General features: G+C 72.4%; 16 protein-coding genes. 11 read left to right on the forward strand and 5 right to left on the reverse strand.

Annotation, left to right across the window (positions count from 1 at the left end; all coding sequences use genetic code 11):
* Positions 1-4: 4 nt before the first annotated feature.
* From O7632_RS13815 to O7632_RS13845, 7 genes are all read left to right on the forward strand, one after another.
* The gene (locus O7632_RS13815) at positions 5-664 is read left to right on the forward strand and encodes a DUF6875 domain-containing protein (RefSeq protein ID WP_278114588.1); all 660 of its coding nucleotides are present in this window, start codon (positions 5-7) and stop codon (positions 662-664) included.
* Positions 661-8,424, forward strand: a complete 7,764-nt coding sequence (locus O7632_RS13820; RefSeq protein WP_278114589.1) for a non-ribosomal peptide synthetase — start codon at positions 661-663, stop codon at positions 8,422-8,424. The genes O7632_RS13815 and O7632_RS13820 overlap by 4 nt, the downstream gene beginning before the upstream one ends.
* Positions 8,421-9,809: an MFS transporter gene (locus O7632_RS13825; RefSeq protein WP_278114591.1), complete on the forward strand. Its 1,389-nt coding sequence runs from the start codon at positions 8,421-8,423 to the stop codon at positions 9,807-9,809. The genes O7632_RS13820 and O7632_RS13825 overlap by 4 nt, the downstream gene beginning before the upstream one ends.
* Positions 9,790-10,872, forward strand: a complete 1,083-nt coding sequence (locus O7632_RS13830; RefSeq protein WP_278114592.1) for a methyltransferase — start codon at positions 9,790-9,792, stop codon at positions 10,870-10,872. Before O7632_RS13825 ends, O7632_RS13830 begins: the two co-directional genes overlap by 20 nt.
* A 224-nt stretch (positions 10,873-11,096) precedes the next feature.
* Positions 11,097-11,324: a hypothetical protein gene (locus O7632_RS13835; protein WP_278114594.1), complete on the forward strand. Its 228-nt coding sequence runs from the start codon at positions 11,097-11,099 to the stop codon at positions 11,322-11,324.
* A gap of 73 nt (positions 11,325-11,397) precedes the next feature.
* Positions 11,398-12,657 (forward strand): M48 family metalloprotease, encoded by a 1,260-nt coding sequence (locus tag O7632_RS13840; RefSeq protein WP_278114596.1) that lies wholly within the window; start codon positions 11,398-11,400, stop codon positions 12,655-12,657.
* Positions 12,654-13,799, forward strand: a complete 1,146-nt coding sequence (locus O7632_RS13845) for a glycosyltransferase family 4 protein (protein WP_278114598.1) — start codon at positions 12,654-12,656, stop codon at positions 13,797-13,799. Before O7632_RS13840 ends, O7632_RS13845 begins: the two co-directional genes overlap by 4 nt.
* A 53-nt stretch (positions 13,800-13,852) precedes the next feature.
* Here the strand turns inward: O7632_RS13845 and O7632_RS13850 are convergent, their stop codons facing one another.
* From O7632_RS13850 to O7632_RS13870, 5 genes are all read right to left on the reverse strand, one after another.
* Positions 13,853-15,514 carry a bifunctional diguanylate cyclase/phosphodiesterase gene (locus tag O7632_RS13850; RefSeq protein ID WP_278120036.1) on the reverse strand — a complete coding sequence of 554 codons (1,662 nt, stop codon included), beginning with the start codon at positions 15,512-15,514 and terminating at the stop codon, positions 13,853-13,855.
* 103 nt (positions 15,515-15,617) lie between these two features.
* On the reverse strand, positions 15,618-16,427 hold the full coding sequence (locus O7632_RS13855) for an SAM-dependent methyltransferase (protein ID WP_278114600.1): 810 nt from the start codon (positions 16,425-16,427) through the stop codon (positions 15,618-15,620).
* Between the two features lie 321 nt (positions 16,428-16,748).
* The gene (locus O7632_RS13860) at positions 16,749-17,417 is read right to left on the reverse strand and encodes a response regulator transcription factor (protein ID WP_123602728.1); all 669 of its coding nucleotides are present in this window, start codon (positions 17,415-17,417) and stop codon (positions 16,749-16,751) included.
* Between the two features lie 7 nt (positions 17,418-17,424).
* Entirely contained in the window at positions 17,425-19,122 is a 1,698-nt protein-coding gene (locus O7632_RS13865) for a GAF domain-containing sensor histidine kinase (protein ID WP_278114604.1), read from the reverse strand.
* A 14-nt stretch (positions 19,123-19,136) separates the two neighbouring features.
* Positions 19,137-20,933, reverse strand: a complete 1,797-nt coding sequence (locus tag O7632_RS13870; RefSeq protein ID WP_278114606.1) for an AMP-dependent synthetase/ligase — start codon at positions 20,931-20,933, stop codon at positions 19,137-19,139.
* 188 nt (positions 20,934-21,121) lie between these two features.
* Between O7632_RS13870 and O7632_RS13875 the strand changes: the two genes are divergently transcribed.
* From O7632_RS13875 to O7632_RS13890, 4 genes are all read left to right on the forward strand, one after another.
* Positions 21,122-21,583: an SRPBCC family protein gene (locus O7632_RS13875; RefSeq protein WP_278114608.1), complete on the forward strand. Its 462-nt coding sequence runs from the start codon at positions 21,122-21,124 to the stop codon at positions 21,581-21,583.
* Between the two features lie 10 nt (positions 21,584-21,593).
* Positions 21,594-22,415: a hypothetical protein gene (locus tag O7632_RS13880; RefSeq protein ID WP_278114609.1), complete on the forward strand. Its 822-nt coding sequence runs from the start codon at positions 21,594-21,596 to the stop codon at positions 22,413-22,415.
* Positions 22,416-22,531: 116 nt separating this feature from the next.
* Positions 22,532-23,479: an ROK family glucokinase gene (locus O7632_RS13885; RefSeq protein ID WP_278114611.1), complete on the forward strand. Its 948-nt coding sequence runs from the start codon at positions 22,532-22,534 to the stop codon at positions 23,477-23,479.
* A gap of 33 nt (positions 23,480-23,512) precedes the next feature.
* Complete coding sequence (locus O7632_RS13890; protein ID WP_278120038.1) at positions 23,513-24,337, forward strand: endonuclease/exonuclease/phosphatase family protein; 825 nt, start codon at positions 23,513-23,515, stop codon at positions 24,335-24,337.
* Positions 24,338-24,354 lie beyond the last annotated feature (17 nt).

Below are 24,354 nucleotides of genomic sequence, written 5' to 3' on the forward strand. Positions count from 1 at the left end.
CCTGATGTTGACCTACCCGGTTGACCCCTCGTACACCCTCATCGAAGTGGCGGATCTCGATCGGGATCCGCTCCCTGAGGCGGTGCGCGCCCACCAGGCGTCGCTCCGCGCCGTCGTGACCTGGGCGCGGGAGTACCTGTGCCGCCCGCATCCGGACCTCGGTCGCACCGGCAACGTCTGCCCGTACGCGCAGACCGCCCTCGACCGTGGCACCTTCTACCTGACCGTGCAGCCCGGTACCGACCCGGACCTGTCGGTCGTCGCCGGCCGGCTCGGCGTCTACCGGGACTGGTTCCGGCTGCTGGCCGACCAGGCCGGCAGTTCGCGGATGTACTGCACCATCCTGATGGTGCTGCCCGAACTGCCGTCCGGCCGCGCCAGCGCCGTCGTCGACTACCTGCAGGACCAACTCAAAGGCGAGTACGTCGCCCAGGGCCTGATGATCGGCGAGTTCCACGACGGCCCACCCGACAAAGGCGGCCTGTGGAATCCGGACCTGCGGCCGCTGCGCAGCCCGGTTCCCATCCTGGCGATCCGGCACATGGTGCCCACCGACTACCTGTTCCTGGAGTCCGACCCGGCGCACGTATCGACCTATCTGCGGCTCTACCGCGACCAGGTGCCGGCGCACCTGCGGCGGCGGGTCTTCGGGGCCGTGTCGTGACCCAGATCGATCGGCTGACGCGACAGCAGAAGCAGGCGTTGCTGGCCCGTACCCTCGGTGGCGACCGGCCGGCCCGGACGTCCGACACCAGGCCGATGTCGTTCGCCCAGGAGCGGATGTGGTTCCTGGAAAGCCTCGATCCCGGTCGACCGACCTACACGATGCCGTTCGCGCAGCGGCTGCGCGGCCCGGTCCGGGTGGATCTGCTGCAACGTGCCGTGGACGACGTGGTGGCCCGGCACGCCGCGTTGCGGACCACGTTCGACGCGGCCGGTGGCGTCGCGGCGCAACGGATCGCCGCGTCGCTGACGGTGCCGGTCCGGGTGGTCCGGGTCGCCGACGAGGCGGCCGCGCACGAGTTCGTCACCGAGGTCGCCGCGCGACCGTTCGACCTGGCACGCGGCCCCCTGCTGCGGGTGACGCTGATCGAGTTCGCCGCCGACGAACACCTGCTGCTGATCGTCCTGCATCACCTGGTCGGCGACGCCGCGTCGTACGAGATCCTGCTGGACGAGCTGTCCTGCTGCTACCGGGCATGCCTCGACGGCGACCAACCGCGACTGCCGGACCTACCCATCCAGTACGCCGACTACGCCGCCTGGCAACGCGACCAGCTGCGCGGTGCCGAGTTGGACCGCCACCTCGACTACTGGACCGGACACCTGGCCGGTGCGCCGCCGGTGCTGGAGCTGCCGGGCGACCTGCCCCGCCCGGCGGTCGCCAGCGGTGCCGGCGCGATCCATCAGCGCGACGTCGCTGCCGATCTCGGCGACGCCTTCCGGACGTTGTGCCGCGACGCCGAAGTGACCCTGTTCATGGGGCTGCTCGCCGTCTACCAGGTGGTGCTGTCGCGGTGGGCGGCGACGACCGAGGTCGTGGTCGGCACCCCGGTGTCCGGGCGCGGTCGCGCCGAAACCCAGCCGTTGATCGGGCTGTTCGTCAACACGCTCGCCCTGCGTACCTCGTTGGGCGACGACCCGACCTTCCGGCAGTTGCTGGACCGGGTCCGCGAGACCACGTTGGACGCGCTGACCCACCAGGAGCTGCCGTTCGAGAAACTCGTCGAGGTCCTGGCTCCGGAGCGGAGTCTGGCCCACGCCCCGGTCTGCCAGGCCCAGCTGGTGTTCCAGGCCGGTGATCCGCCCCGGATCGACCTGCCGGGGGTGCGGGTCAGTCCGGTGCTGGTCGACACCGGCACCGCCAAGGTGGACGTCACCCTGTACGCCGAGGCCCGCCCGGCCGGGGACATCGCGCTGGTCTGCGAGTACCGGACCGACTTGTTCACCGAGGACTGGGCGGCCCGGTTCCTCGACTGTGTGCAGACGGTGCTCGCGGCGGCGGTCGCTGATCCGTCGACCCGGATCGCGGACCTGCCGCTGGTGACCGGAGCCAGGCTGGCCGAGGCGCTGCCGACCGTACCGGCGGCCAGCCCGCCAGCTGCGGACCGGCCGGCTGGTGCCGCGACCCAGAACGGTCGTCCCGGCCCGGTCGACGGCGACGACACCCCGGCCACCGCGCTGGACCTGCTACGCCGACGCGGTCGCGGGCCGCAGACCGACGAACTGCTGTCCCGGGCGGCCCGAATCGGTGCCGCGCTGCGCCGGCACGGCGTCGGACCGGAGACCCGGGTCGGGTTGTGCCTGCGTCGTGGCCCGGACACCGTCGCCGGTCTGCTCGGCATCTGGCACGCCGGCGGCCAGTACGTGCCGCTCGACCCGAATTTTCCGGCCGCCCGGCTGGCCGCGATGGCCGCCGACGCGGACCTGCGGCACCTGGTCACCGAATCCGGGCTCGCCGAGCTGGCCGGCCAGATCGCTCCCACCGCCCACAACCTGCACCTGGACGAACTGTTCGCCGGCCCGGCGGCCGCCTCCGCGCCGCCGGCAGACCCGGTCGCGGCACCCGGTCCAGAGTCGCTGACCGACCCGGTCGCGGTGCCCGGCACCGCCGCCGCGTACACCATTTTCACCTCCGGTTCGACGGGGCGGCCGAAGGGAGTGACGATCCCGCACTCCGCCGTCGTCAACCTGATCGAGTCGTTCGCGGCGGCGCTGCCGCTGACCGAGGCGGACTGCCTGGTCGCGGTGACCACCATCTCGTTCGACATCGCCGTCCTGGAACTCCTGCTGCCGCTGCGCCAAGGCGCCCGGCTGGTCGTCGCCGACGCCCGGCAGTCCGCCGACCCGGACGAGCTGCGGGAGTTGCTCCGCAGCAGCGGCGCCACCGCGATGCAGGCCACCCCGGCGACCTGGCAGATGCTGCGGGACACCGGGGGAGTGCCGGCCCGGCTGCGGCTGCGGCTGTGTGGCGGCGAGGCGCTGCCGCCGGATCTGGCAGCCGCGCTGACCGGACCGGACGTCGAACTCTGGAACGTGTACGGACCCACCGAGACCACGGTCTGGTCGGCGGCCGGCCGGGTCGTCGCGGGCGCGCCGGTGGTGATCGGGCCGCCGATCGCCGCCACCCGGCTGTACGTACTCGACAGCCGGCTACGGCCGGTGCCACGTGGGGTGCCCGGAGAGCTGTACATCGGCGGGGCCGGAGTCGCCCGGGGGTACCACGACCGGCCCGCGCTGACCGCCGACCGGTTCCGGCCCGACCCGTACGGTGCCGCCGGTGAGCGGATGTACGCCACCGGCGACCGGGCCCGTCAGCGACCCGACGGCACCCTGGAACTGCTCGGCCGTACCGACCATCAGGTCAAGATCCGGGGCTTCCGGGTGGAGCTGGGCGAGATCGAGGCGGTCCTGACCGACCACGCGGCGATCACCCAGGCCGCCGTCGCCGTCGTGGACGAGCAGCTCGCCGGGTACGTCGTGCCTGCCGTCGGCGACGTGCCCCCGGACGATCTGCTCGACCACCTCCGGCTGCGGCTGCCGGAATACATGGTGCCGGCCACCGTCGTGGCGCTGCCGGCGCTGCCCCGTACGCCGAACGGCAAACTCGACCGGGCGAAGCTGCCCCGCCCTGAGCCAGCCCGGTCGGCGGCCGCGACGCCACCGCGTACCCCGGTGGAGGCGGAACTGCTGGCGATCTGGACCGAGCTGTTGCGCCCGGCCGGTCCGATCGGGGTCGACGACAACTTCTTCGTCCTCGGCGGGCACTCGATGACCGCGACCCGTCTGATCGCCAGGATCACCACCGAGTACGGCGTCCAGTTGCCGGTCCGCGACGTGTTCGCCGCCCCGACGATCGCCGGGCTGGCCGCCCGGCTGGTCGCGGCACCGGGCTACCAGGGCCGGCTACCGGCCGCAGCCGCACTGGCTCCCACGGCCGGCCCGGCTGCGGCCGGCACGGAGGCGGCAGCCGGTACGGAGGTGGCGGCCGGTACCGATTCGGCGGCCGTCGCCTATCCGGCCTCCCGTACCGACCCGGTCGACCCGGTCGGTGCCAACGGCGCGCCCGGCCCGGCGGACCTGGACGACCTCGACGACGACGAACTCGAAGAACTCCTCCGGGCGGCGATCGAGGTCCGCCGACGGCGCCGCGGCTCGGTCGCCGCCGGTCCGGTCCGGTACCCGGCCACCTTCGGCCAGCGGCAGATGTGGTTTATGGAGCAGCTCGCCCCGGGCGACGGCGTCTACCACGTGGCCACCCGGCTACGGCTGCGCGGCCGGCTGGACCTCCCGGCCTTCACCCGGGCGGTGGACCGGCTGGTGGCCCGCCACGAGGCGCTGCGGACCGGGTTCGTGCTGGTCGACGACGAACCCGTACAGGTGGTGGAGCCAGGCGTGCGGATGACCGTACCGGTGGTCGACGTCGTCGACGAGTCCGAGGCGGTCCGCCGGCAGACCGAGCTGCTACGTCAACCGTTCGCCCTGGACCGGGCGCCGGCGCTGCGGCTGCTGCTGGTCCGACTGGCCGCCGACGACCACCGGCTCACCCTGGTGGCGCACCACGCCGTCCTCGACGAGGCGTCGTGGAGCATCCTGCTGCGGGACCTGGGCGAGTTCTACCGGGCCGAGCTGACCGGGACCGAGCCGCGACTGCCGGCGTTGCGCCACGGGTTCGGCCGTTACGCGCGCTGGCAGCGGGATCCGGCGCGAGCCGCCCGGCGGGAGATCGACCTGGCCTACTGGACCCGGCGGCTGCACGGCGCGCCGGAACTGCTCGACCTGCCGACCGACCGGCCCCGGCCCGCCACCCAGACGTTCCGGGGCGCCTCGGTGTCGCTGCACCTGCCCGAGTCGGACACCGCGACGATGCTGGCCGCCTGGCGGCGCGCGGCGGTCACCCCGTTCCACGCCCTGCTCACCGGATTCGCCGCCGTGCTGGCCCGGTACAGCCAGCAGGACGACCTGGTGATCGGCACCGCGATCACCAACCGGGGTACCGACTTCGCCGACGTGATCGGAATGTTCGTCGCCACCGTTCCGCTGCGTATCGACCTGTCCGGCGACCCCACCCTGGACCAGGCCCTGACCGCCGTCCGCGACGAGAGCGTCGCCGCGCTCGAGCACGCCGACATCCCGTTCGACCAGCTGACCGCGCGGCTGCGTCCCCGGCGCAGTCCGAGCTTCCCACCCGTGTTCCAGGTCATGTTCGTCTACAACGAACCGATCGCCGGCGGTGCCGACCTCGTCTGGCCGGACCTGACGGTGACCCCGCAGGCCCCGCCGCCCGGCCCGGCCCGCTACGACCTGACCCTGCTGATGTGGCCGGACCAGGGCGGACTGAGCGGCCGGATCGACTACAACGCCGACCTGTTCGACGACGCCACCATGCGGCGGCTCGCCGGACACGTCGCCGAGACACTGCGGGCGTTGGCCACCGAACCCCGGCGACGGCTGTGGGGGCTGCCGTTGCACACCGTGGTCGCGCCGGCGGCCCGGCACGAGTTCCCGGAAACCGACCTGGTGCCGGCGCTGATCGAGGCGCAAGCCGCCCGTACCCCGGACAACCCGGCGGTGATCGACGGCGACACCGTCGTCAGCTACGCCGAACTGCTGCGCCGAGCCCGGGCGGTGGCCGGTTGGCTACGTGCCCAGGGTGCCGGACCGGAGACCCGGATCGGGCTGAGCATGCTGGCCGGCGCCGACGCGCTGACCGCGCTGGTCGGCGTCCTGCTCGCCGGAGCAGCCTACGTACCGCTGGACCCGCGTGACCCCCGACGGGCCGACCTGCTGTCCGACGCCGGGGTCCTGCTCGACCTGACCGCGCTTCCGGCGTTGCCGGCCGCCGTGGCCGGGCCGACCGGGGCCGCCCTACCGGCGACCGTGCCGCCCGCGCCGCAGAGCGCGGCCTACGTCATCTACACCTCCGGGTCGTCGGGCCGACCGAAGGGGGTGGTGGTGCCGCACGCCGCCGCGCGCAACCTCGCGCTGGCCTTCCGGGACCGGCACGACTTCGGCGTGTCCGACCGCATCCTGATGATCCCGCCGCTGAGCTTCGACGCCTCCGTCGGCGACGTCCTGCCGGCGTTGATCAGCGGGTCGGCCCTGGTGCTGCACCCGGAGCCGGCGGCACTGACCGGTCGGGGGCTGCTGCGTTTCTGCGCGGCCAACGACGTCACCACGGTGGACGCGCCGTCGGCGTTGTGGCAGCGCTGGGCCGAGGACCTGACCGGTGCCGGTGAACCGGTGCCGGGATGTCTGCGCCGGATGATGGTCGGCGGGGAAGCGGTGCCGATGTCACGCCTGCGTGACTGGGCGTCGGCCAGCGCCGGACAGGTCCGGTTCTACAACCACTACGGCCCGACCGAGGCCACCGTCTGCGCCACGACGTACGCGACCGTGTCCGGTGCGGAGTTGCCGGCCGGCGCGACCGAACTGCCGATCGGGGTGCCGCTGCCCAACGTGTACGCCTACGTGCTGGACCGGCGGGGTCACCCGACCCCGCCGGGCGTACCCGGTGAACTCTGCCTCGGCGGCGCCGGCGTGGCCCGTGGATACCACCAGCGGCCCGCGGTGACCGCAGCCGCGTTCGTGCCGGATCCGTTCGCCGCCGAGCCCGGAGCCCGGATGTACCGGACCGGGGACATCGCCCGGTGGACCAACGACGGCCAGCTGGAATTCCTCGGCCGGGCCGACCACCAGGTGAAGATCCGGGGCCGGCGGATCGAACTGGGCGAGATCGAGGCGACCCTCGCCGACCAGCCGGGCGTCCGGCAGGTCGCCGTGCTCGCCCCGCACGACGCGCACGGCCAACGGTTCCTGGCCGCCTACCTGGCCGGGGCGATCCCGGACACGCCGGCCGGGGTGGCCGCGCTGCGGGCGGAGCTGGGTCGTCGGCTGCCCGACTACCTGGTGCCCCAGTCGTACACCGTCCTCGACGAACTGCCGTTGACCCGGCACGGCAAGGTCGACCGGTCCCGACTGCCCGAACCGGCACCACCGGCGAGGCCACAGCTGGTGCCACCGGCGACCGCGACCGAGCGGACCTTGGCCGGCATCTGGAGCCAGGCGCTGGGCGTCGACCCGATCGGCGGGCAGGACAACTTCCTCGACCTCGGCGGGCACTCCTTGCTGGCCGCGACGATCCTGGCCCGGATCAACGAGGCGTGCCGGGTGAACCTGCCGTTGGTCGCCCTCTTCGAGACCGCCACCCTCGCCGAACTGGCCGCCCGGATCGACGGTGCGCCCGGCGCGACCTCGTCGGACACCGTACCGCCGGACCTGGCCGGCGAGGCGGTGCTGCCGGCGGACTTCCCCGAGCGGGCGGGTACCGGGTGGTCGTCCCGGCCGGCGCCGCGTCGGGTGCTGCTGACCGGGGCGACCGGGTTCCTCGGCGCCTTCCTGGCCAGTGAACTGTTGACCCGTACCGCCGCCGAGCTGTTCTGCCTGGTCCGGGCCGGCTCACCCGACGAGGGGCGCGAGCGGATCGTCGCCGCGTTGGACCGCTATCAGCTCTGGCGGCCCGAGTACGCCGAGCGGATCGTCCCGGTCCGTGGCGACCTCGCCGCACCCCGACTCGGACTGGCCGACGCCGAGTACGCCCGGCTCGTCGACGAACTCGACACGATCTATCACAACGGTGGCGCGGTCAACTTCCTGCACCCGTACCAGCGGCTGCGCGCGGCCAACGTCGCCGGCACCGTCGAGGTGCTGCGGCTCGCCGCCGCCGGCCGGGACGTCGCCGTCCACTACGTCTCCACCCTCGGCGTCTACCTCGGTGACGGATACCTGGACCGGACCGTCTCCGAGGCCGACCCGCCGACCGACGCGGCCGGTCTGCTCGGCGGGTACAACCAGAGCAAGTGGGTCGCCGACACGCTGGTCCGGGCGGCCCGGGACCGGGGACTTCCGGTCACCGTGCACCGGCCGGCCCGGATCACCGGGGACAGCCGGACCGGTGCCGGCAACCCGGACGACTACTTCAGCGCCTTCCTCAAGTGCTGCGTCGAGGTGGGCGGCGTACCGGACCTCGCCGAACCCACCGACATGTCCCCGGTGGACTACGTCGCCGGCGCGATCGTGACCCTGGCCGGGCAGGGGGTCGACGGGCACTACTACAACAACCGTACGATCGCCTATCCGCAGGTCGCCGCCGAACTCGGCATCGACCTGGTGCCCTACCACCGGTGGCGGGAGATCGTCCGGGCCGGTGCGGCCGACGGCACCGTGACCGCCTTCGCGCCGTACGCGGCGGCGCTGACCGAGCAGGAGCCGAGCATCCGGCAGCCGACGTTCGCCTGCGCGTCGACCGAGCAGGTGGCGGCGCGGGCGGGGCTGGCCTGCCCGGCGGCCGACCGCGCCCTGCTCCGGGCCTATCTGGATCACTTCCGGCGTACCGGATTCCTTCGGGAGGTGACCGTCCGATGACTGGGATGCTGCGCGGGTTCGGCGTGCTCTGGTTCGGCCAGACGGTGTCGTTCGTCGGGTCCGCGCTCACCGGGTTCGTCCTGGGAGTGTGGGTCTACCAGAGCACCGGATCGGCCACCCAGTTCGCGATCATCTCCCTGGCGGCGGTGCTGCCGGGAATCGTGGTCGCGCCCTTCGCCGGGGTGCTCGCCGACCGCCGGGACCGCCGCCGGATCATGCTGGTGGCCGACGCCGCGGCCGGGCTGGTGACCGCCGGGGTGGCCGCGCTGCTCTGGGCCGACCAGCTCACGGTCTGGCACATCTACCTGGCGACCGCGGCGACCGCCGTGTTCAACACCGCGCACATCACCGCCTTCTACGCGATGATGCCGCTGCTGGTGCCCCGCGAAGGGCTCGGCCGGGCCAACGGGTTGATGCAGATGACGCAGGCCGGACAGATCGCCGCGCCGCTGCTGGCCGGTGTGCTGGTCGGCACAATCGGGCTGCGCGGGGTGATCCTCATCGACCTGTGCACGATGGCGGTCGGCATCGTGCTGCTCCTCACCGCCCGGCTGGACCCGTCGGCGACGGCCGCGCCGGCCGCCGGCACGCGGATCACCCTCGGTGAGGATCTCGGGTACGGCTGGCGACTGCTGCGCGGCAAGCCCGGGTTGTTCCAACTCGCCGTCCTCTTCGGCGGGTTCAACTTCCTGTTCGCGACGGCCGGTGTGCTGGTCCAGCCGCTGATCCTGTCGTTCGGCTCGGCCGCCACCCTGGGTGTGCTGATGTTCGCCGGCGGTGCCGGCTTGTTCGCCGGCAGCCTGGTGATGAGCGCCTGGGGCGGACCGAGACGGCGGATCCGGGGCATCATCGGCTTCCTGGCCTGGGGTGGGGTCGCCCTGTTCCTGCACGGCATGTACCCGTCGGCCTGGTTGATCGCGGTGGTGGCGCCGCTGTTCCTGTTCACTCTGCCGATCCTCAACGGCAGCGTGATGACCCTGATCCAGACCAAGGTGCCGACGGAGTCGCTGGGTCGGGTGATCGCCACCACCCGCATGATCGGCCAGGCCGCCACCCCGGTGGCGTACCTGGTCGCCGGACCGTTGGCAGACCGGGTGGCCGAGCCGGCGCTGGCCCCGGACGGCGCGCTGGCCGGCAGCGTCGGAGCGGTGATCGGCACCGGACCGGGCCGGGGGATCGCCGGGCTGTTCTGGCTGATCGGCGCGGCGATGGTGCTGCTCGCCGGGGTGGCGGCGGCCCGGCCGAGGCTGCGTCGGCTGGAGACCGAACTGCCGGACGCCGCCGGCGACGACACCGCTGGCCTGGCCGTTGCCGCAACCGCTGACGGGGTCGAGACGGACCAGTCCGAGAAGGGGAGCCCGCGTAATGCCACTCAACCTGCCTGACCGGGAGCGGCTGGTGTATCAGGAGGGGCGGGCTCCGGCGGCGCACCTCGACCTGCTGCACGCCGCCGGATTCCGGGCCGCTGGCGCGGCCCAACGCCTCGGCGTCTTCGACACGCTCGCCGAACACGGACCGCAGTCGGCCAAAGGCCTCGCCGCCCGGCTGCGCTGTGACCAGCGGGCGCTGACCATCCTGGCGCGGGTGCTTGTCGACTTCGGCTACCTGACCGAATCGGTCGACGACGGCACCGACGCGGTCTGGGACAACACCCCGGCCAGCGCCGCGTTCCTGAGCGACGGCACCCCGGACACGTACGCGCTGGTCTTCTCGTTCTGGCAGCGAGTGCTCTTCGACCACTGGGACCGGCTGGAGGAGACCGTCCGCAGCGGCACGCCGGCAGCGGATTTCTACCGCTGGCTGGAGGAGCATCCGGACACGTTGCGTGAGTTCCAGACGATGCTGACCCGCCAGTCCCGGATGCTGGCGCCCGAACTGATCGACTTGGTTCCGGTGCCAGCCGGCCCGGCCCGGCTGCTCGACGTCGGTGGTGGACACGCCGGGTACAGCGTCGCGTTCTGCCGGCGTCACCCGCAACTGCGGGCGACGGTCCTCGATCTGGCCGGGGCGCTGGCCACCGGAACGCAGGCGATCGGCGAGGCCGGGCTGGTCGACCGGATCGTCCCGTACGAGTGGGACATCCTCTCACCGGAGCCGATTCCCGGTCCGCCGGCCGACGTGGTGTTGTTGTTCAACATCGTGCACGGCTACCGGCCCGAGCAGAACGCCCGACTCCTGCGGCGGGTGGTCGCGGCCACCGCGCCGGGCGGGACGGTGGCCCTGGTGGAGCCGGTGGACGATCCGGCTCCGGCCGGCTCGGTCAGCGGGGACGCCTTCGTCAAGCTGTTCAGTCTGAACCTGCTGCACGGGCAGGGCGGGCAGGCGTACCCGTACGGGGAGATCGCCGGTTGGCTGCGCGAGGTTGGCCTGGTCGACGTGCGCCAGGCGGCGCTGACCGCTTCCCCCAACGACCGGCTGATCCTGGCCACCCGGCCAGTCGCCGGGTGAGCGGGTCCTGGCTGGACGACCGATTTTGTCGTACCTCTGTTCTAGCGTCGACGTAACCGACAGTGGCCGGCTGCCGTCGGTCTGCGTGTCCGGTCGCGGATGGTTCCGCGGTGGGACACCCCGCGACCAGCGGCGGTAACGGGGGCCGGCCACTGTCGGCACCCGTTATTCGGCCCGGCCCGGCCGGGCCGGGCCGGGCCGGGTCCGGCGTTGGAGGAGGAGCGATGCTCATCGACTGCGACACCTGTACGGTTCGTGGCGCCGCCTGCGGCGGTTGCCTGGTCAACGCGTTGATCGAGGCGCCTCGTGCGGTGGCCCGACTCGACAGCGAGGAACGCCACGCGGTGGAGGTCTTCGCCCGTGCCGGCTTCGAGGTGGAGGTGCTCGACGAGCCGGTAGGACCGATCCGGCGTCGGTCCCGTCGGCCCCGGTCGCGAAGACAGGCCGCGTGAGCCGCGCCCCTGGCCCGCTTCCGACGGCTTAGGATGAGCGGGGCCAGGCCGTGACGGGTGGGAGGAACGAGCTGTGACCTCTCGGTCGTGGGCGGTCGTGGTGTTCGTCGTCCTCATCCTGGGCACGGCCGCGTTGGCGGTGCTGCTGGTGCCCTGGTCCCGTCCACCGGCACCTCGGGCGGACCAACTCGCGGCGTTGGGCGATCTGCCGGCGGAGCAGGTCGACCGTGGTCGGGACTTTCGGGCGGCGCTGCGCCCCGGCACCTACGGGTCCCTGCTGCTCGGGTTGGCCGTCGCGGTGGCACTCGGGCTGACCCCGCTCGGCGCCCGGACGATCGAAGCGGTCGGGCGTCCGTTTGCCGACCACTGGCTCGCCCAATCCCTCGTCGGCGGATTGACCATCGTGGGCATCGCCAACCTGGTGACGGTGCCGTTCGCCGCCTGGCGGCACGACGTCCTCACCCGCTACGGCCTGTCCACCCAGAGCTGGGGCGGGTGGGCCGTCGACCTGCTCAAGTCGTACGCGGTGAGCGCCGTCATCGGCGCGGTCGCGCTCGGCGGCTTCTACACGGTGACCCGACTGGCTCCCCACTGGTGGTGGGCGTTCGGTGCGGCCGGTGCGGCGGTCGTCGTGGTGGCGCTGTCGCTGGTCTTCCCGGTGGTGGTCGAGCCGGTGTTCAACCGGTTCACCCCGATGCCGCCGGGCCCGTTGCGGACCGAGCTGATGGCGCTCGCGGCACGGGACGGCGTCGCCGTCGACGACGTCCTGGTCGCCGACGCGTCCCGGCGGACCCGCGCGGTCAACGCCTACGTCTCCGGGTTCGGGCCGACCCGGCGGATCGTCGTCTACGACACGTTGCTGCGCGAGGCTCCACCGGCCGAGGTCGCGGCGGTGGTCGCGCACGAGCTCGGTCACGCCAAGGCTCGCGACGTCCTGATCAGAACGTCGCTGAGCGCGGCGGGCGCCGCCACCGCCGTACTGGGGCTCTACCTGCTCGGCGGGTGGGGCGGACTGCTGCGCAGGGCCGGTGTCGGCGACATCGCCGAGCCGCCGGCGTTCGCCCTGGTGCTCGCCGTGGTCACCGTCGTCGGGTTGGCCGCGACCCCGGCGCAGGCGTTCGTCTCCCGGCGGATCGAGGCCCGCGCCGACGCGTACGCGCTGCGGCTGCAGAGCGACCCGGTGGCGTACGAGGCGGTGCAACGACGGTTGTCGGCGATCAACCTGGGCGACCCGGATCCGCCCCGCTGGGAGTTCCGCTACTTCGCCACCCATCCCTCCACCGTGCAGCGGATCGCCGCCGCCCGGGCGTACGCCCGGCAGGTCGGCGGATGAACCGCACCCTGCTGGTCACCAACGACTTCCCACCCCGCCCCGGTGGCATCCAGTCCTTCGTCCACAACCTCGCGGTGCGGCAACCGGCCGACTCGGTCGTCGTCTACGCCTCCAGCCATCCGGGTGCCGCTGAGTTCGACGCCGCGCAGCCGTTCGAGGTGATCCGCGACGCGACCACGATGTTGCTGCCCACGCCGGCGGTGGCCCGCCGTACGGCCGCGTTGGCCCGGGCGCGGGGCTGCGACACAGTCTGGTTCGGGGCCGCCGCCCCGCTCGGGTTGCTCGCCGACGGGCTGCGCCGCCGCGCCGGTGTCACCCGGGCCGTCGCCCAGACCCATGGGCACGAGGTCGGCTGGGCCATGCTGCCCGGTGCCCGGGCCGCGCTGCGGCGGATCGGACACGGGGTCGACGTCGTCACCTATCTCGGGGAATACACCCGGCAGCGGCTCGATCGGGTGCTGCACGGGCGTACCGAGCTGTGCCGACTCGCACCCGGGGTCGACGTGGCGGCCTACCATCCCGATGTCGACGGCGCGCGGATCCGGACCCGGTACGGGCTCGCCGACCGGCCGGTGGCGGTGTGCGTCTCCCGGCTCGTCGCCCGCAAGGGCCAGGACACGCTGATCCGGGCCTGGCCGCAGGTGTTGCGTCGGGTACCGGACGCCGTCCTGCTGATCGTCGGTGGTGGCCCGTACCGGGCCCGGTTGGATCGACTGGCCCGTCAGGCCGGTGTCGCCGGCGCCGGCGGTGCCCGACGTGGCGGGGTGGTCTTCACCGGCTCGGTGCCCTGGGAGGAGCTGCCGGAGCACTACGCCGCCGGGGACGTCTACGCGATGCCCTGCCGGACCCGCCGCCGTGGGCTCGACGTCGAAGGACTGGGCATCGTCTACCTGGAGGCGTCGGCGACGGGACTCGCGGTGGTGGCCGGCGACTCCGGGGGGGCGCCCGACGCCGTGCGCGACGGCGAGACCGGGTACGTGGTGAACGGCCGCGACCTGCCAGCGGTCGCCGATCGGGTGGCCGGCCTGCTGGCCGACCGGGATCTGGCCCGGCGGTTGGGGGCGGCCGGCCGGGCCTGGGTCGAACGTGACTGGCGCTGGGACACCCAGGCCCAACGGATGGCCACGCTGCTCGCTGGCTGACCGCTGGCTTGCCAGCGGCCGGCGGTTCGCTGGCCCACCGAGCGGTCGGCGGCTCAGGCGAGCTGGTCGTCGATGTCGGCGGCCGGACCCGGGCGGCCGAAGTGCCATCCCTGTGCGGCGTCGCAGCCGATGGCCCGCAGTCGTTCGGCCTGACCCGCGGTCTCGACACCCTCGGCGGTGACCGTCAGTGCCAGGGTGTGCGCCAACGTCACGAGCGTGAGCAGGATGTTCTCGTCGGTACGGTCGCCGATCGCCGGGCTGCGGAGTCCTTCCACGAACTTGCCGGCCAGCTTCAGCTCCTGCACCGGCAGTGACCGCAGATAGGACAGGTTGGAGTAGCCGGTGCCGAAGTCGTCGATCGCGATCCGTACGCCGAGGTCGGCCAGTTCTCGCAGGGTGCGGACCGGGCCGTCGGCGGTGCTCATCAGGGCGCTTTCGGTGATCTCCAACTGGAGCCGGTCCGGCGGCAGTCCGACGTCGTCGAGCACCGTCGTCACGTACTGCACCAGGCCCGGATCGTTGATCTGGCGGACCGCCAGGTTGACACTGACGAACGGCGCGTTCGGGCTGCGGTCCAGCCATCGTCGGGCCTGCCGGCACGCTTCGGCCAGCACCCACGAACCGAGCCGTACGATGAGCCCGGAGTCTTCGGCCAGCGAGATGAACCGGTCCGGCCCGAGTACGCCGAGGGTGGGGTGTCGCCACCGGACCAGGGCCTCCACCCCGAGCAGGGTGCCGCCGACGAGCGACACCAGCGGTTGGTAGTCGAGGAAGAACTCTCCCCGGTCGAGTGCCGCCGGCATCGCCGCGGACAGCGCGTACCGCGCCAACTGGTCGTCGTTGCGGACCGGGTCGAACAGCGCCCACCGGCCCTTGCCGGCGGACTTGGCCCAGTGCAACGTGATGTCCGCCGCGCGCATCACCTCGCTCGGTGTGGTCCCGGCGACCAGACGTTCCACGATGCCGATGCTGGCGGTCACGGTCAGCTCGTGACCGTCGACGATCGCCGGCTCGTTGATCGCGGCCAGGGCGGCGTCAGCCACCTTGAGTACGTCGTCGGTGCAGGTGGTGTTCGCGACCAGGATGACGAACTCGTCGCCGCCGATGCGGGCGACCAGGTGCTCGCCCACGCCACGCCGCAGACGTTCGGCGACGGAGACCAGGAGCAGATCACCGACGTGGTGACCGAGCGTGTCGTTGATGACCTTGAACCCGTCGAGGTCGACGAAGCAGACGCCGAGCCGACGCGACGCCGTGGTCGGCTCGGCGAAGACCGCGTCCAGCCGTTGGGTGAACAGGCTGCGATTGGGCAGGTCGGTCAGCGGGTCGTGGGTGGCGCGATGCCGATAGCGGGCCTCGCTTTCCCGTAGCGCGAGCTCGGCCTGTTCCCGGGCGACCAGCGCGGCGCGTCGGATCGTCTCCTGTTCGTCCAGGGTCCGGTCCCGCAACGCCCGGGCGTATCCGGTGGCGATCCCGCCGAGCAGCCGGGCCATCCGGTCGCGTACGTCCGGGCCGTCGATGTCCATGTCCCGCAGCAGCCGCAGGTCGAGAATCTCGATGGTACGGCCGAGCCCTTCGGCGGAGGCGACGTGGGCGGCTACCAGTTCGGTGCCGACCTGGTGACCGGCCCGTACGGTGAACGGTTCGGCGCGCAGCGCCTCGACGAGCCGGACGGTGAGTCCGCCGAGGAAGTCCTCCAGCTGGGCCTGGGTCATCGGCAGATAGCTGGTGCCGGTGACCGCCTTGGCCCAGGACCGGGCGATGGTGGTGACACCCGGCGGTCGGCCACCGGGCGGATCGGGTCGGGACCGGGCCGGTTCATCCACCGAGCCGGCCCACCCCGCCCATGAACACGGCGCGTTCGGCGTCCTCGGCTGCCTCCGGGGTCTCCGGGCGCCACTGCGGCACCCAGACGACTCCCGGGTCCACCAGGTCGAAGCCGTCGAACAGCCGGGTCAGCGCGGACCTGCTGCGGACGTTGAGCGGGTTGTCGGTACGCCGGTAGATCTGGTCTGCCTCACGGCGCTCCTCGTCGGACCGGCCGTCGTCGCTGGCCTGGGACAGCACGAGATAGCTGCCGGGTGCCATCGCGTCGCGCAGGGTCGCCAGGATTCCGGCGGGGTCGTCGGAGTCGGGGACGAAGTGCAGCACGGCGACGACCATCACCGCGATCGGCGCGTCGAAGTCGAGCAGCTTGCGGATCCGGGGATCGTGCAGGATGCGGTCCGGATGGCGCAGGTCCTCCTGCAGGATCGTGGTCTGGTCGTTGCCGGCGAGGATCTCCCGGCTGTGCGCGACGGCGACCGGGTCGACGTCGACGTAGGCGACCGTGGATTCCGGCGCGAGTCGCTGGGCGATCTCGTGGACGTTGCCCACGGTCGGAATTCCGGAACCGATGTCGAGGAACTGACGGACGCCGGCGTCGACGAGGAATTGCACGGCCCGGCGGAGGAAGGCCCGGTTGGCCTGGGCCATCAGTGGGGCGTCGGGAACCGCGGCGATCATCGCCTGGGCGGCGGCGCGGTCAGCGGCGAAGTTGTGCGAGCCGCCGAGGTAGTAGTCGTACATCCGGGCGACGCTCGGCCGCTCCACGTCGATACTCTCCGGTGCCCAATTCGGCCGATCCATTTTCGCCCCTCTTGCCCTTTTTGAACGGTTCATGCCTGCCTGGTAGCGGTAGTTATTGTGCCCGCTCCATGCCCGTCCATCCAGACCGTCCCGGGATCATCGGCGCATCCTGCCGCGCCCGGATCCCTCAGGCGACCACCATCGGCGGCGGTGAGGCGGCCGCCTCCCTTCCCGTACCGACGGACACCGCCCGGCCGGACGCCGACGGTCTCGGCGGACACCGCCCGGCCGGACGCCGACGGTCTCGGCGGACACCGCCCGGCCGTACGGCGGTGGTGGTGTGTGGGCCGGCCTCCCCGCCGCCGGCACCCACCGACCAAATCAGAACTTCGGGGCGTCCGGGGCTTCCAGCAGGCCCAACCGCAGCGCGGTCATCAGCGCCTGGGCCCGGTTGGCGGCACCCAGTTTTTCGTACAGCTTGGAGATGTGGGTCTTGGCGGTGGACTCGCTGACGAACAGTTGCTTGGCGATGCCCGCGACGCTCATTCCGTCAGCGAGCAGACGGAGCACCTGGCCCTCGCGAGGGGACAGTTGCGGACCCGACGGAGCCAGCCGCCGTTTCATCGCCTCGGCCAGATCGGCGGCGGTGAACGCACTCGGCGAGGAAGCGGCGTGCCGGGCCGCCGCCACCACCTCGTCGGCCGGTGCCGTCTTCGGCACGAACGCGCTGGCGCCCGCCTCCAACGCGCCGAACAACTGATCGTCACCGGCGTACATGGTGAGCACCACGATGCCCATCGTGGAACTGGACTTGCGCAACGCCCGGGTCGCTTCCAGGCCGCTGCCGTCCGGCAGTCGCAGGTCCATGATCACGACGTCGGGTTGCAGGGCGCCCGCCTGGCGTACGCCCTCGGCCGCGGTTGCGGCCTCACCGACGACCTCGAACTGCCGGTCCCGCTCGAACGCGTGCCGCAGGCCCTTGCGGATGAGGTCGTGATCATCGACAAGCAGGACCTTGGTCCGGGTGGTCGGTGTGGGGCTGGTGGTCATGCTTTGGCTACTCCCCTTCTGATGCTGTCACGCTATCGCGCACGCTATCGCGCCGGGGCGAGGTTCCGAGCACCACTGCCACGGTCGTTCCGCTCGGGTGTCGTGGCCTGATCTCCAACCGGCCCCGGATACGTTCCGCTCTCTCCGCCATGATCGCAAGACCGTACCTGCCGTCCGGACGCTGGTCAGCGATCCCCTGACCGTCATCCGACACTTCTATTTGCGCATAGGGGGGGTCTATGTCGCACGTGACCCACAGATTCGCCGCCCCGGCGTGCTTACGCGCATTGGTAATCGCCTCCTGGGCGATGCGCAGCAGTTCCGCCTCCGTCGCCGCCGGCAGCCGGGCACCGGACTCGTCGAGCGACAGGTGCACCCGCAACCGACCCGACGAGCCGACGGTACGGGCGTACTCGGCGATCGCCGCGCCCAGCCCACCGTGCCGGTCCACCTCGCTGCGCAACTCGAACAGGCTGAGTCGTAGCTCGGTGATCACCCTGGTCACCTCACCGCGCAGCGTCCGCAGCTCCTCGGCGGTGTCGGTGGCGTCCTCGGGAAGGGTCGCCAGGGCGTTGTCGATGCCGTACCCGACCATCACCAGCTCCTGGGCGACGCCGTCGTGGATCTCCCGGGCCAGCCGCTGCCGCTCCTCGTTGGTGGCCAGCGACCGGACCTCGTCGAACAGCAACGCGGCCTCCAGCCGCAGCGCCGCCGGCCGGGTGAGCGCGGTGATCCGGGCGACCACCGGAGCCGGATAGGCGTTGGCGCTGTCGGTCTCCAGGATCACCAGACCGACCGTACGGACGCCGGCGACCAACGGGACCACCAACGCCGACACGTCGCCACCGGGATGCGACCGGGCCTGGGACCGGGCGGCGGTCTGCGGCAGCTGGCTGGCCCACGCGTCGGCGATCGCCGAATCGGCGTCCAGCGTCGTCTCCCAGTCGACCCGGTCCAGCCCGGCCTGGGCCAGCACCACCAGCCGCCCGCCGCCGCTACCGGAGAGGACCGCGGTCCGGCCGGCCGGCGCCACCGTCCGCAGCTCTTCGATCAGGTGCTCGGAGATGCTGCCCGGGTCCAGGGTGGCGCCGGGCAGCTGACGGGCGACGCTGCGCAGCTGGGTGAGCAGCCGGGTGGCCTCGGCGTACGGGGCCGGTTTGCCGTCGCCCCGGGCCTGCAACACCTGCTGCAGCGTGCCGGCGGCCAGAATGCCCAGACCGGCCAGGATCAGCCACTGGGCGCAGACCGCGAGGTAGCCGAGCTGGGTGATCTGTCGCTGGTCGCCGACGGTGGTGAACGCCCCGCAGGCGACCAGGGTCACCGCCGCGACGCCGAGTAGCGCCGTCGCCTCCCGGGTACGGCGCTGCAGCACCGACACGGTCAACGGCACCGACAGGTACGGCAGCATCGCCGAGGCGCCCAGGCCGGCGCCGATCGCGGCGCGGACGAGGGCGGCCGCGGCGACCTCGCTGGTCGCCATCGCGACGATCACCACTTCGGCGAGCCGACCGATCGGGGCGATCACCGGATGCCGGGGGGCCAGCACCGCCGGCGCGCCGGCGATCGCGAGCAGTGCCACCCACCGCAGCTGATCGAGGTCGCGGGTGGCGATCAGCGTCAGCACCGCGACGAGCGCGAGCATGACCAAGCGGGCCACGGCGGCGAGTGGATGCGGGCGCGGGACGTCGGACGTCGATGCGGACACGTGACGGATGGTAGTCAGCCCCCGTAGATCTCGGTGATCTCGGCCTCGTGGTTGCTGAGCACCACTGTCCGTTTCACCTTCAGCGAAGGGGTGAGTTCACCGGTCGCCTCGGTGAAGTCCCGGTCCAGGATCCGGAACCGTCGGATCGACTCGGCGCTGGACACGGAACGGTTGGCCTCGTCGACCGCCTGCTGGATCTCGGCCCGCAGGGCCGGATCGTCGCGCAGGTGGGCCACCGTCCGGTCGGCTGGTTGCCCGTTGCGTTCCAGCCACCCCGACCAGGCGTCCTCGTCGATGGTGATCAGCGCGGCGATGAACGGTCTGCGGTCGCCGATCACCATGCACTGGCTGACCAGCGGGTGTGCCCGTACCTGGTCCTCCAGGGCCGCCGGGGCGACGTTCTTGCCGCCGGCGGTGACGATCAATTCCTTCTTGCGGCCGGTGATGGTCAGGTAACCGTCTCCGTCGAGCTGGCCCAGGTCGCCGCTGTGGAACCAGCCGTCGTCGGTGAGCACCTCGGCGGTGTGTTCGGGATCGTTCCAGTACCCGGAGAAGACCAGGTCGCCCTTGATCATGATTTCGCCGTCGTCGGCGATGCGGATACTCACCCCGGGCAGCGGCCGGCCGACCGTGCCGATCCGGATGGCGTGCTGCAGGTTGACCGACGCGGCGGGGGAGGTCTCGGTCAGGCCGTACCCCTCGTAGACCGTCACCCCGGCGCCCCGGAAGAAATGCGCCAGCCGGGTACCCAGCGGTGCGCCACCGGAGATCGCGGTGCGGCAGCGGCCACCGAGCGCCGCGCGCAGCTTGCGGTAGACCAGCCGGTCGAACAGCGCGTGCTGGGCCCGGAGCGCCAGCCCGGGACCGCCAGAGGTGTCCAGCGCCTCGCTGTAGGCGACGGCGACCCGGTCGGCACGGTCGAAGATCGCCCCTTTGCCGTCACCGTGGGCCCGTTGTTTCGCCCCGTTGTAAACCTTCTCGAAGACCCGCGGTACGGACAACACGAACGTCGGACGGACCTGGGCCAGGTCGTCGAGCAGGTTCCTCGGGTCGGCGGCGTGCGTCATCGTGACCCGGGCCTGCACCGCGCCGATCTGGATCAACCGGGCGAAGGAGTGCGCCAACGGGAGGAACAGCAGGGTCGCGGCGCCCTCGTGGAACAGGTTCGGCAACCCGGGGATGGCGTTGCTGATGTCGGCGTACATGTTGCGGTGGGTCAGCACGCATCCCTTCGGCCGCCCGGTGGTGCCACTGGTGTAGATGATCGTGGCGAGGGCGGCGGAGGTCAGCGCCGCACGCCGCTGGTCGACCCGCGCCGCGTCGACGCTCTCGCCCAGGGCGGTCACCTCGTCGACACCGCCGGTGTCGAGCTGCCACACCGATCGCAGCGCGGGCAGTTCGTCGCGGATCGAGGCGATGGTCATCGCGTGTGCGTTGGTCTCCACGAAACAGGCGACCGCCCCGGAGTCGGTCAGGATCCAGGCGACCTGGTCGGCGCTGGACGTCTCGTAGATCGGGACGGTGACCGCGCCGATCGACCAGATCGCGTAGTCCAGCAGGGTCCACTCGTACCGGGTTCTGCTCATCAGCCCGACCCGGTCACCGGCGGCGATCCCGGCACCGATCAGGCCACGGGCGAGGGCCACGACGTCGTCGCGGAACTGCCGGCAGGTGACCTCGACCGGCCCGGCCGGGCCGGGCCGGGTGAACTGCACCTGGTCCGGGGCCGCCTCGGCGTTGTCCCAGACCGGATCGGTCAGACTGGCCGCGTCGCCGATCGTGACGACCGGCGGTACGGAGAACTCGCGCACCTGCACTCCCTTGCGTTCGCGGGCTGAGCCGACCCGGACCTGCGGGTGCGGCGTCCGGCTACCCGCAACCTACCGGGCGGCCGGTGACCTGCGCGGTCAGCCCGTGGTCCGGGCGGCGGACGGTGGGTGCCGAGCCGGCTGCCGACTGCTGGCTTGATCTTGCCCGCGCACCGGGTAGCCTGCCCCACATGGCGGAGTCCTCCACCAAGTCGATCGTCATCACCGCGCCCGCGTCCAGGGTGACCGCGGTGATCTGCGCCTTCGCGCGTTACCCGGAGTGGACCGAGGCGCTCGACCGGGTCGAAGTGCGCCAGGAGTACGAGGACGGCTACGCGCGCGAGGTCCACTTCGTGCTCGACGCGGGCGTGCTGGCCGACGAGTACACGCTGCTGTACGAGTACTCCGAGGACGTGTCCCGGATCGAGTGGCAGCTGGCCCGGCCGTCGAAGATGCAGCGCAGGCAGGACGGCTCGTACGACATCGAGGACAACGGCGACGGCACCACCACGGTGACCTACACGCTGGAGGTCGAGCTCTCGGTCGGGATGCTCGGCATGTTCCGTCGCAAAGCCGAGAAGATGATCATGGACGCTGCCCTCATCCAGCTCAAGCGCCGGGTGGAGCAACTCGGCGCGGCGGAGACCGGGTAGGGGGCGGCGCATGGCGGGATCGGATCCCCACTCGGCCCGCGCCGAGGCGGAACGGCTGGTGGCGACCGCCCTGGCCATGGCCAAGCTGGCGGCGCGCGGACAGCGGCACGGTAGCGCCGGCCTCGGGGCGTTGCGGGACCTGCTCGGTGCCACCGGGCCGATCGCCACCGGCGAGCCCGCCTGCTGTGTCTGCCCACTCTGCCGGCTGATCGACGCCATGCGGGATCCGAGCCCGGAGCTCGCCGAGCGGCTGGCGACCGGGGCCGGCGACCTCGCCGCCGGGGCGGCCAGCCTGCTGCGGGCCCTCGCACCGACCGAGCCGGCACCGCAGGGCGGGTGGGGCGCTCCCGCGCCGCCGGACGCCCAGGGCGAGCCCGCGCCGTCTCGCGTGCCGACCGAGCCCGCGCCGCCGGACGCCCAGGGCGAGCCCGCGCCGCCTCGCGGGCCGTCGCCGGATTCCCCCGCGACCACGGTGAGCAGCCCACGCACTCCTCCGTCCGGCCAATCCGCCCCGGACGACGAGGTATGGCGCTGGGCTACCCGGACCAGGGATGATTCGGGCTCAGCGGGTGATCGGGACGTCTGGTCGGCCGCCACCCACGTTCCCGTCGATGTCGCCGGGGCGAGCACACCACCAGTCGGGCGTGACGGTGTCCAGCGGGCGACCGACGGTGGAGCGGAGCCGGAGCCGTCGTCGGCTGGCGGGCCGGCCGAGCCCGACCCACACTGGGCTGACCGACAACAGCCGGGGCCGGCCGCCGACGGCACGGACCCGGCAGGGCCACGACGACCCGAATCCGGGCCACGACGACCCGAATCCGGACCGGCCTGACCGGCAACGCGTCGACCCGGCACCGGTCGGTGGGCAGATGGCGCTGCCCGGCGGGCGGACCGGGATCGGTGGACGCGCCAGTGCGGCGCACAGCACAGCAGAGGGGAGCGGCAGCGGTGACGCTGACCATCGGAGTCGACATCGGCGGCACCAAGGTCGCCGGCGGGGTGGTCGATCCGGACGGGGAGGTCCTGGCGCAGACCCGGCAGGAGACACCGGCCGACGACGTGGCGAAGACACGCGACGTGATCATCGAGGTCGTTCTCGAACTGGCCGCCACCCACCCGGTCACCGCGGTCGGTATCGGCGCCGCCGGATGGATCGACGCCCAGCGGTCCACGGTCCTGTTCGCCCCCAACATCGCCTGGCGCAACGAGCCGCTGCGCGACTACGTCAGCGCGGCGGTCGACCTGCCGGTGATCGTGGAGAACGACGCCAACGTGGCCGCCTGGGCCGAGTTCCGGTACGGGGCTGGCCGCGACGCCGCGGACTCGATGGTGATGTTCACCGTCGGCACCGGTATCGGCGGTGGCATCGTCTACGGCGGGGATCTGGTCCGTGGCGCGCACGGCATCGCCGCCGAACTCGGTCACATGCTCGCGGTCCCCGACGGGCACCTGTGTGGCTGCGGCCGGCTCGGCTGCATCGAGCAGTACGCGAGCGGCAACGCCCTGGTCCGGTTCGCCCGAGCCGGTGCTCGACAGGAACCGGCCCGGGCACGGGGGCTGCTCGCACTCGCCGGCGGCGACGCGGAGGCGATCACCGGACCGATGGTCACCGCGGCGGCCCGCGCCGGTGATCCGGTCTCCTGCGAGGCCTTCGCGCAGATCGGCCGTTGGCTCGGCATCGGTCTGGCCGACCTGGCGCAGATCCTCGATCCTGAGGTGCTGGTGATCGGCGGCGGCGTGGTGGAAGCCGGTGAGCTGCTACTCGGACCGGCGCAGCGGGCGTACACCGAGGCGCTCGCCCAGCGGGTACGTATCCCGGTGGCGCAGGTACGCCCGGCCGAACTGGGCAACACCGCCGGGGTGGTCGGCGCGGCCGACCTGGCTCGACGGATCTGACCACTGTCCCCAATCGTGAGATCGATGAGGAACATGCGACGCGACCAGACACCCGGATCGGACGGCACCGGCGTACGCCTGCGGGTGTTGACCTACAACATCCACGGCCAGCGTGACGACCGGACCGCCCTGGCCGCCGTGGTGCGCGAACTCGCTCCGGACGTGGCCATCCTGCAGGAAGCGCCTCGGCGGTTCCGCTGGCGGCACAAGTGCGCCGCGCTGGCCGACGCCTTCGGGATGGTGGTCGGCGCCGGCGGGCTACCCGGGCTGGGCAACCTGTTGCTGACCAGCCTGCGGGTGAGTGTCACCGACAGCTGGGTGATCCGCTATCCGCTGACCCCGGGCCGACACCTGCGGGGCGCGGTGTTCGCGCGCTGCGCGGTCGGCCCGGTCCGGTTCGTGCTGGCCGGATCCCACCTCGCGACCGACGCCGGCGAACGACCGGCGCAGGCCCGCGCGTTGCGCGAGGCCTGTCGCGCCCTCGACCAGCCGGTGATCCTGGGAGTCGACGTCAACGAGACGCCCGCGCCGGGCGACGACGGCGGGGACGCCGGGGCCGAGCCGCCCGGGGGGTCTGCCTGGGCCACGGTCTGCGACGGGCTGACCGATGCTGTGGTCGCCGCCGACCGGCCCGACGCCGCGACGTTCCCCTGCGCCGATCCACGACGACGGTTGGACGCGATCTTCGTCGATCCGTCCGTCGAGGTGCTCGACTACCAGGTGGTGGACACGCCGATGACCCGACGCGCCAGCGATCATTTCCCGGTCGTCGCCGATCTGTCGCTGGCCGTGAACGGGGGTTCGGCGCTGGCCGCAGAGAGCGGTTCGGCGCGTGGACTGGACAAGCGAGGCGGTTGACCGGCACGATTTCGCAG

The organism is Solwaraspora sp. WMMD406 (genome assembly GCF_029626025.1).
Lineage (GTDB): Bacteria > Actinomycetota > Actinomycetes > Mycobacteriales > Micromonosporaceae > Micromonospora_E.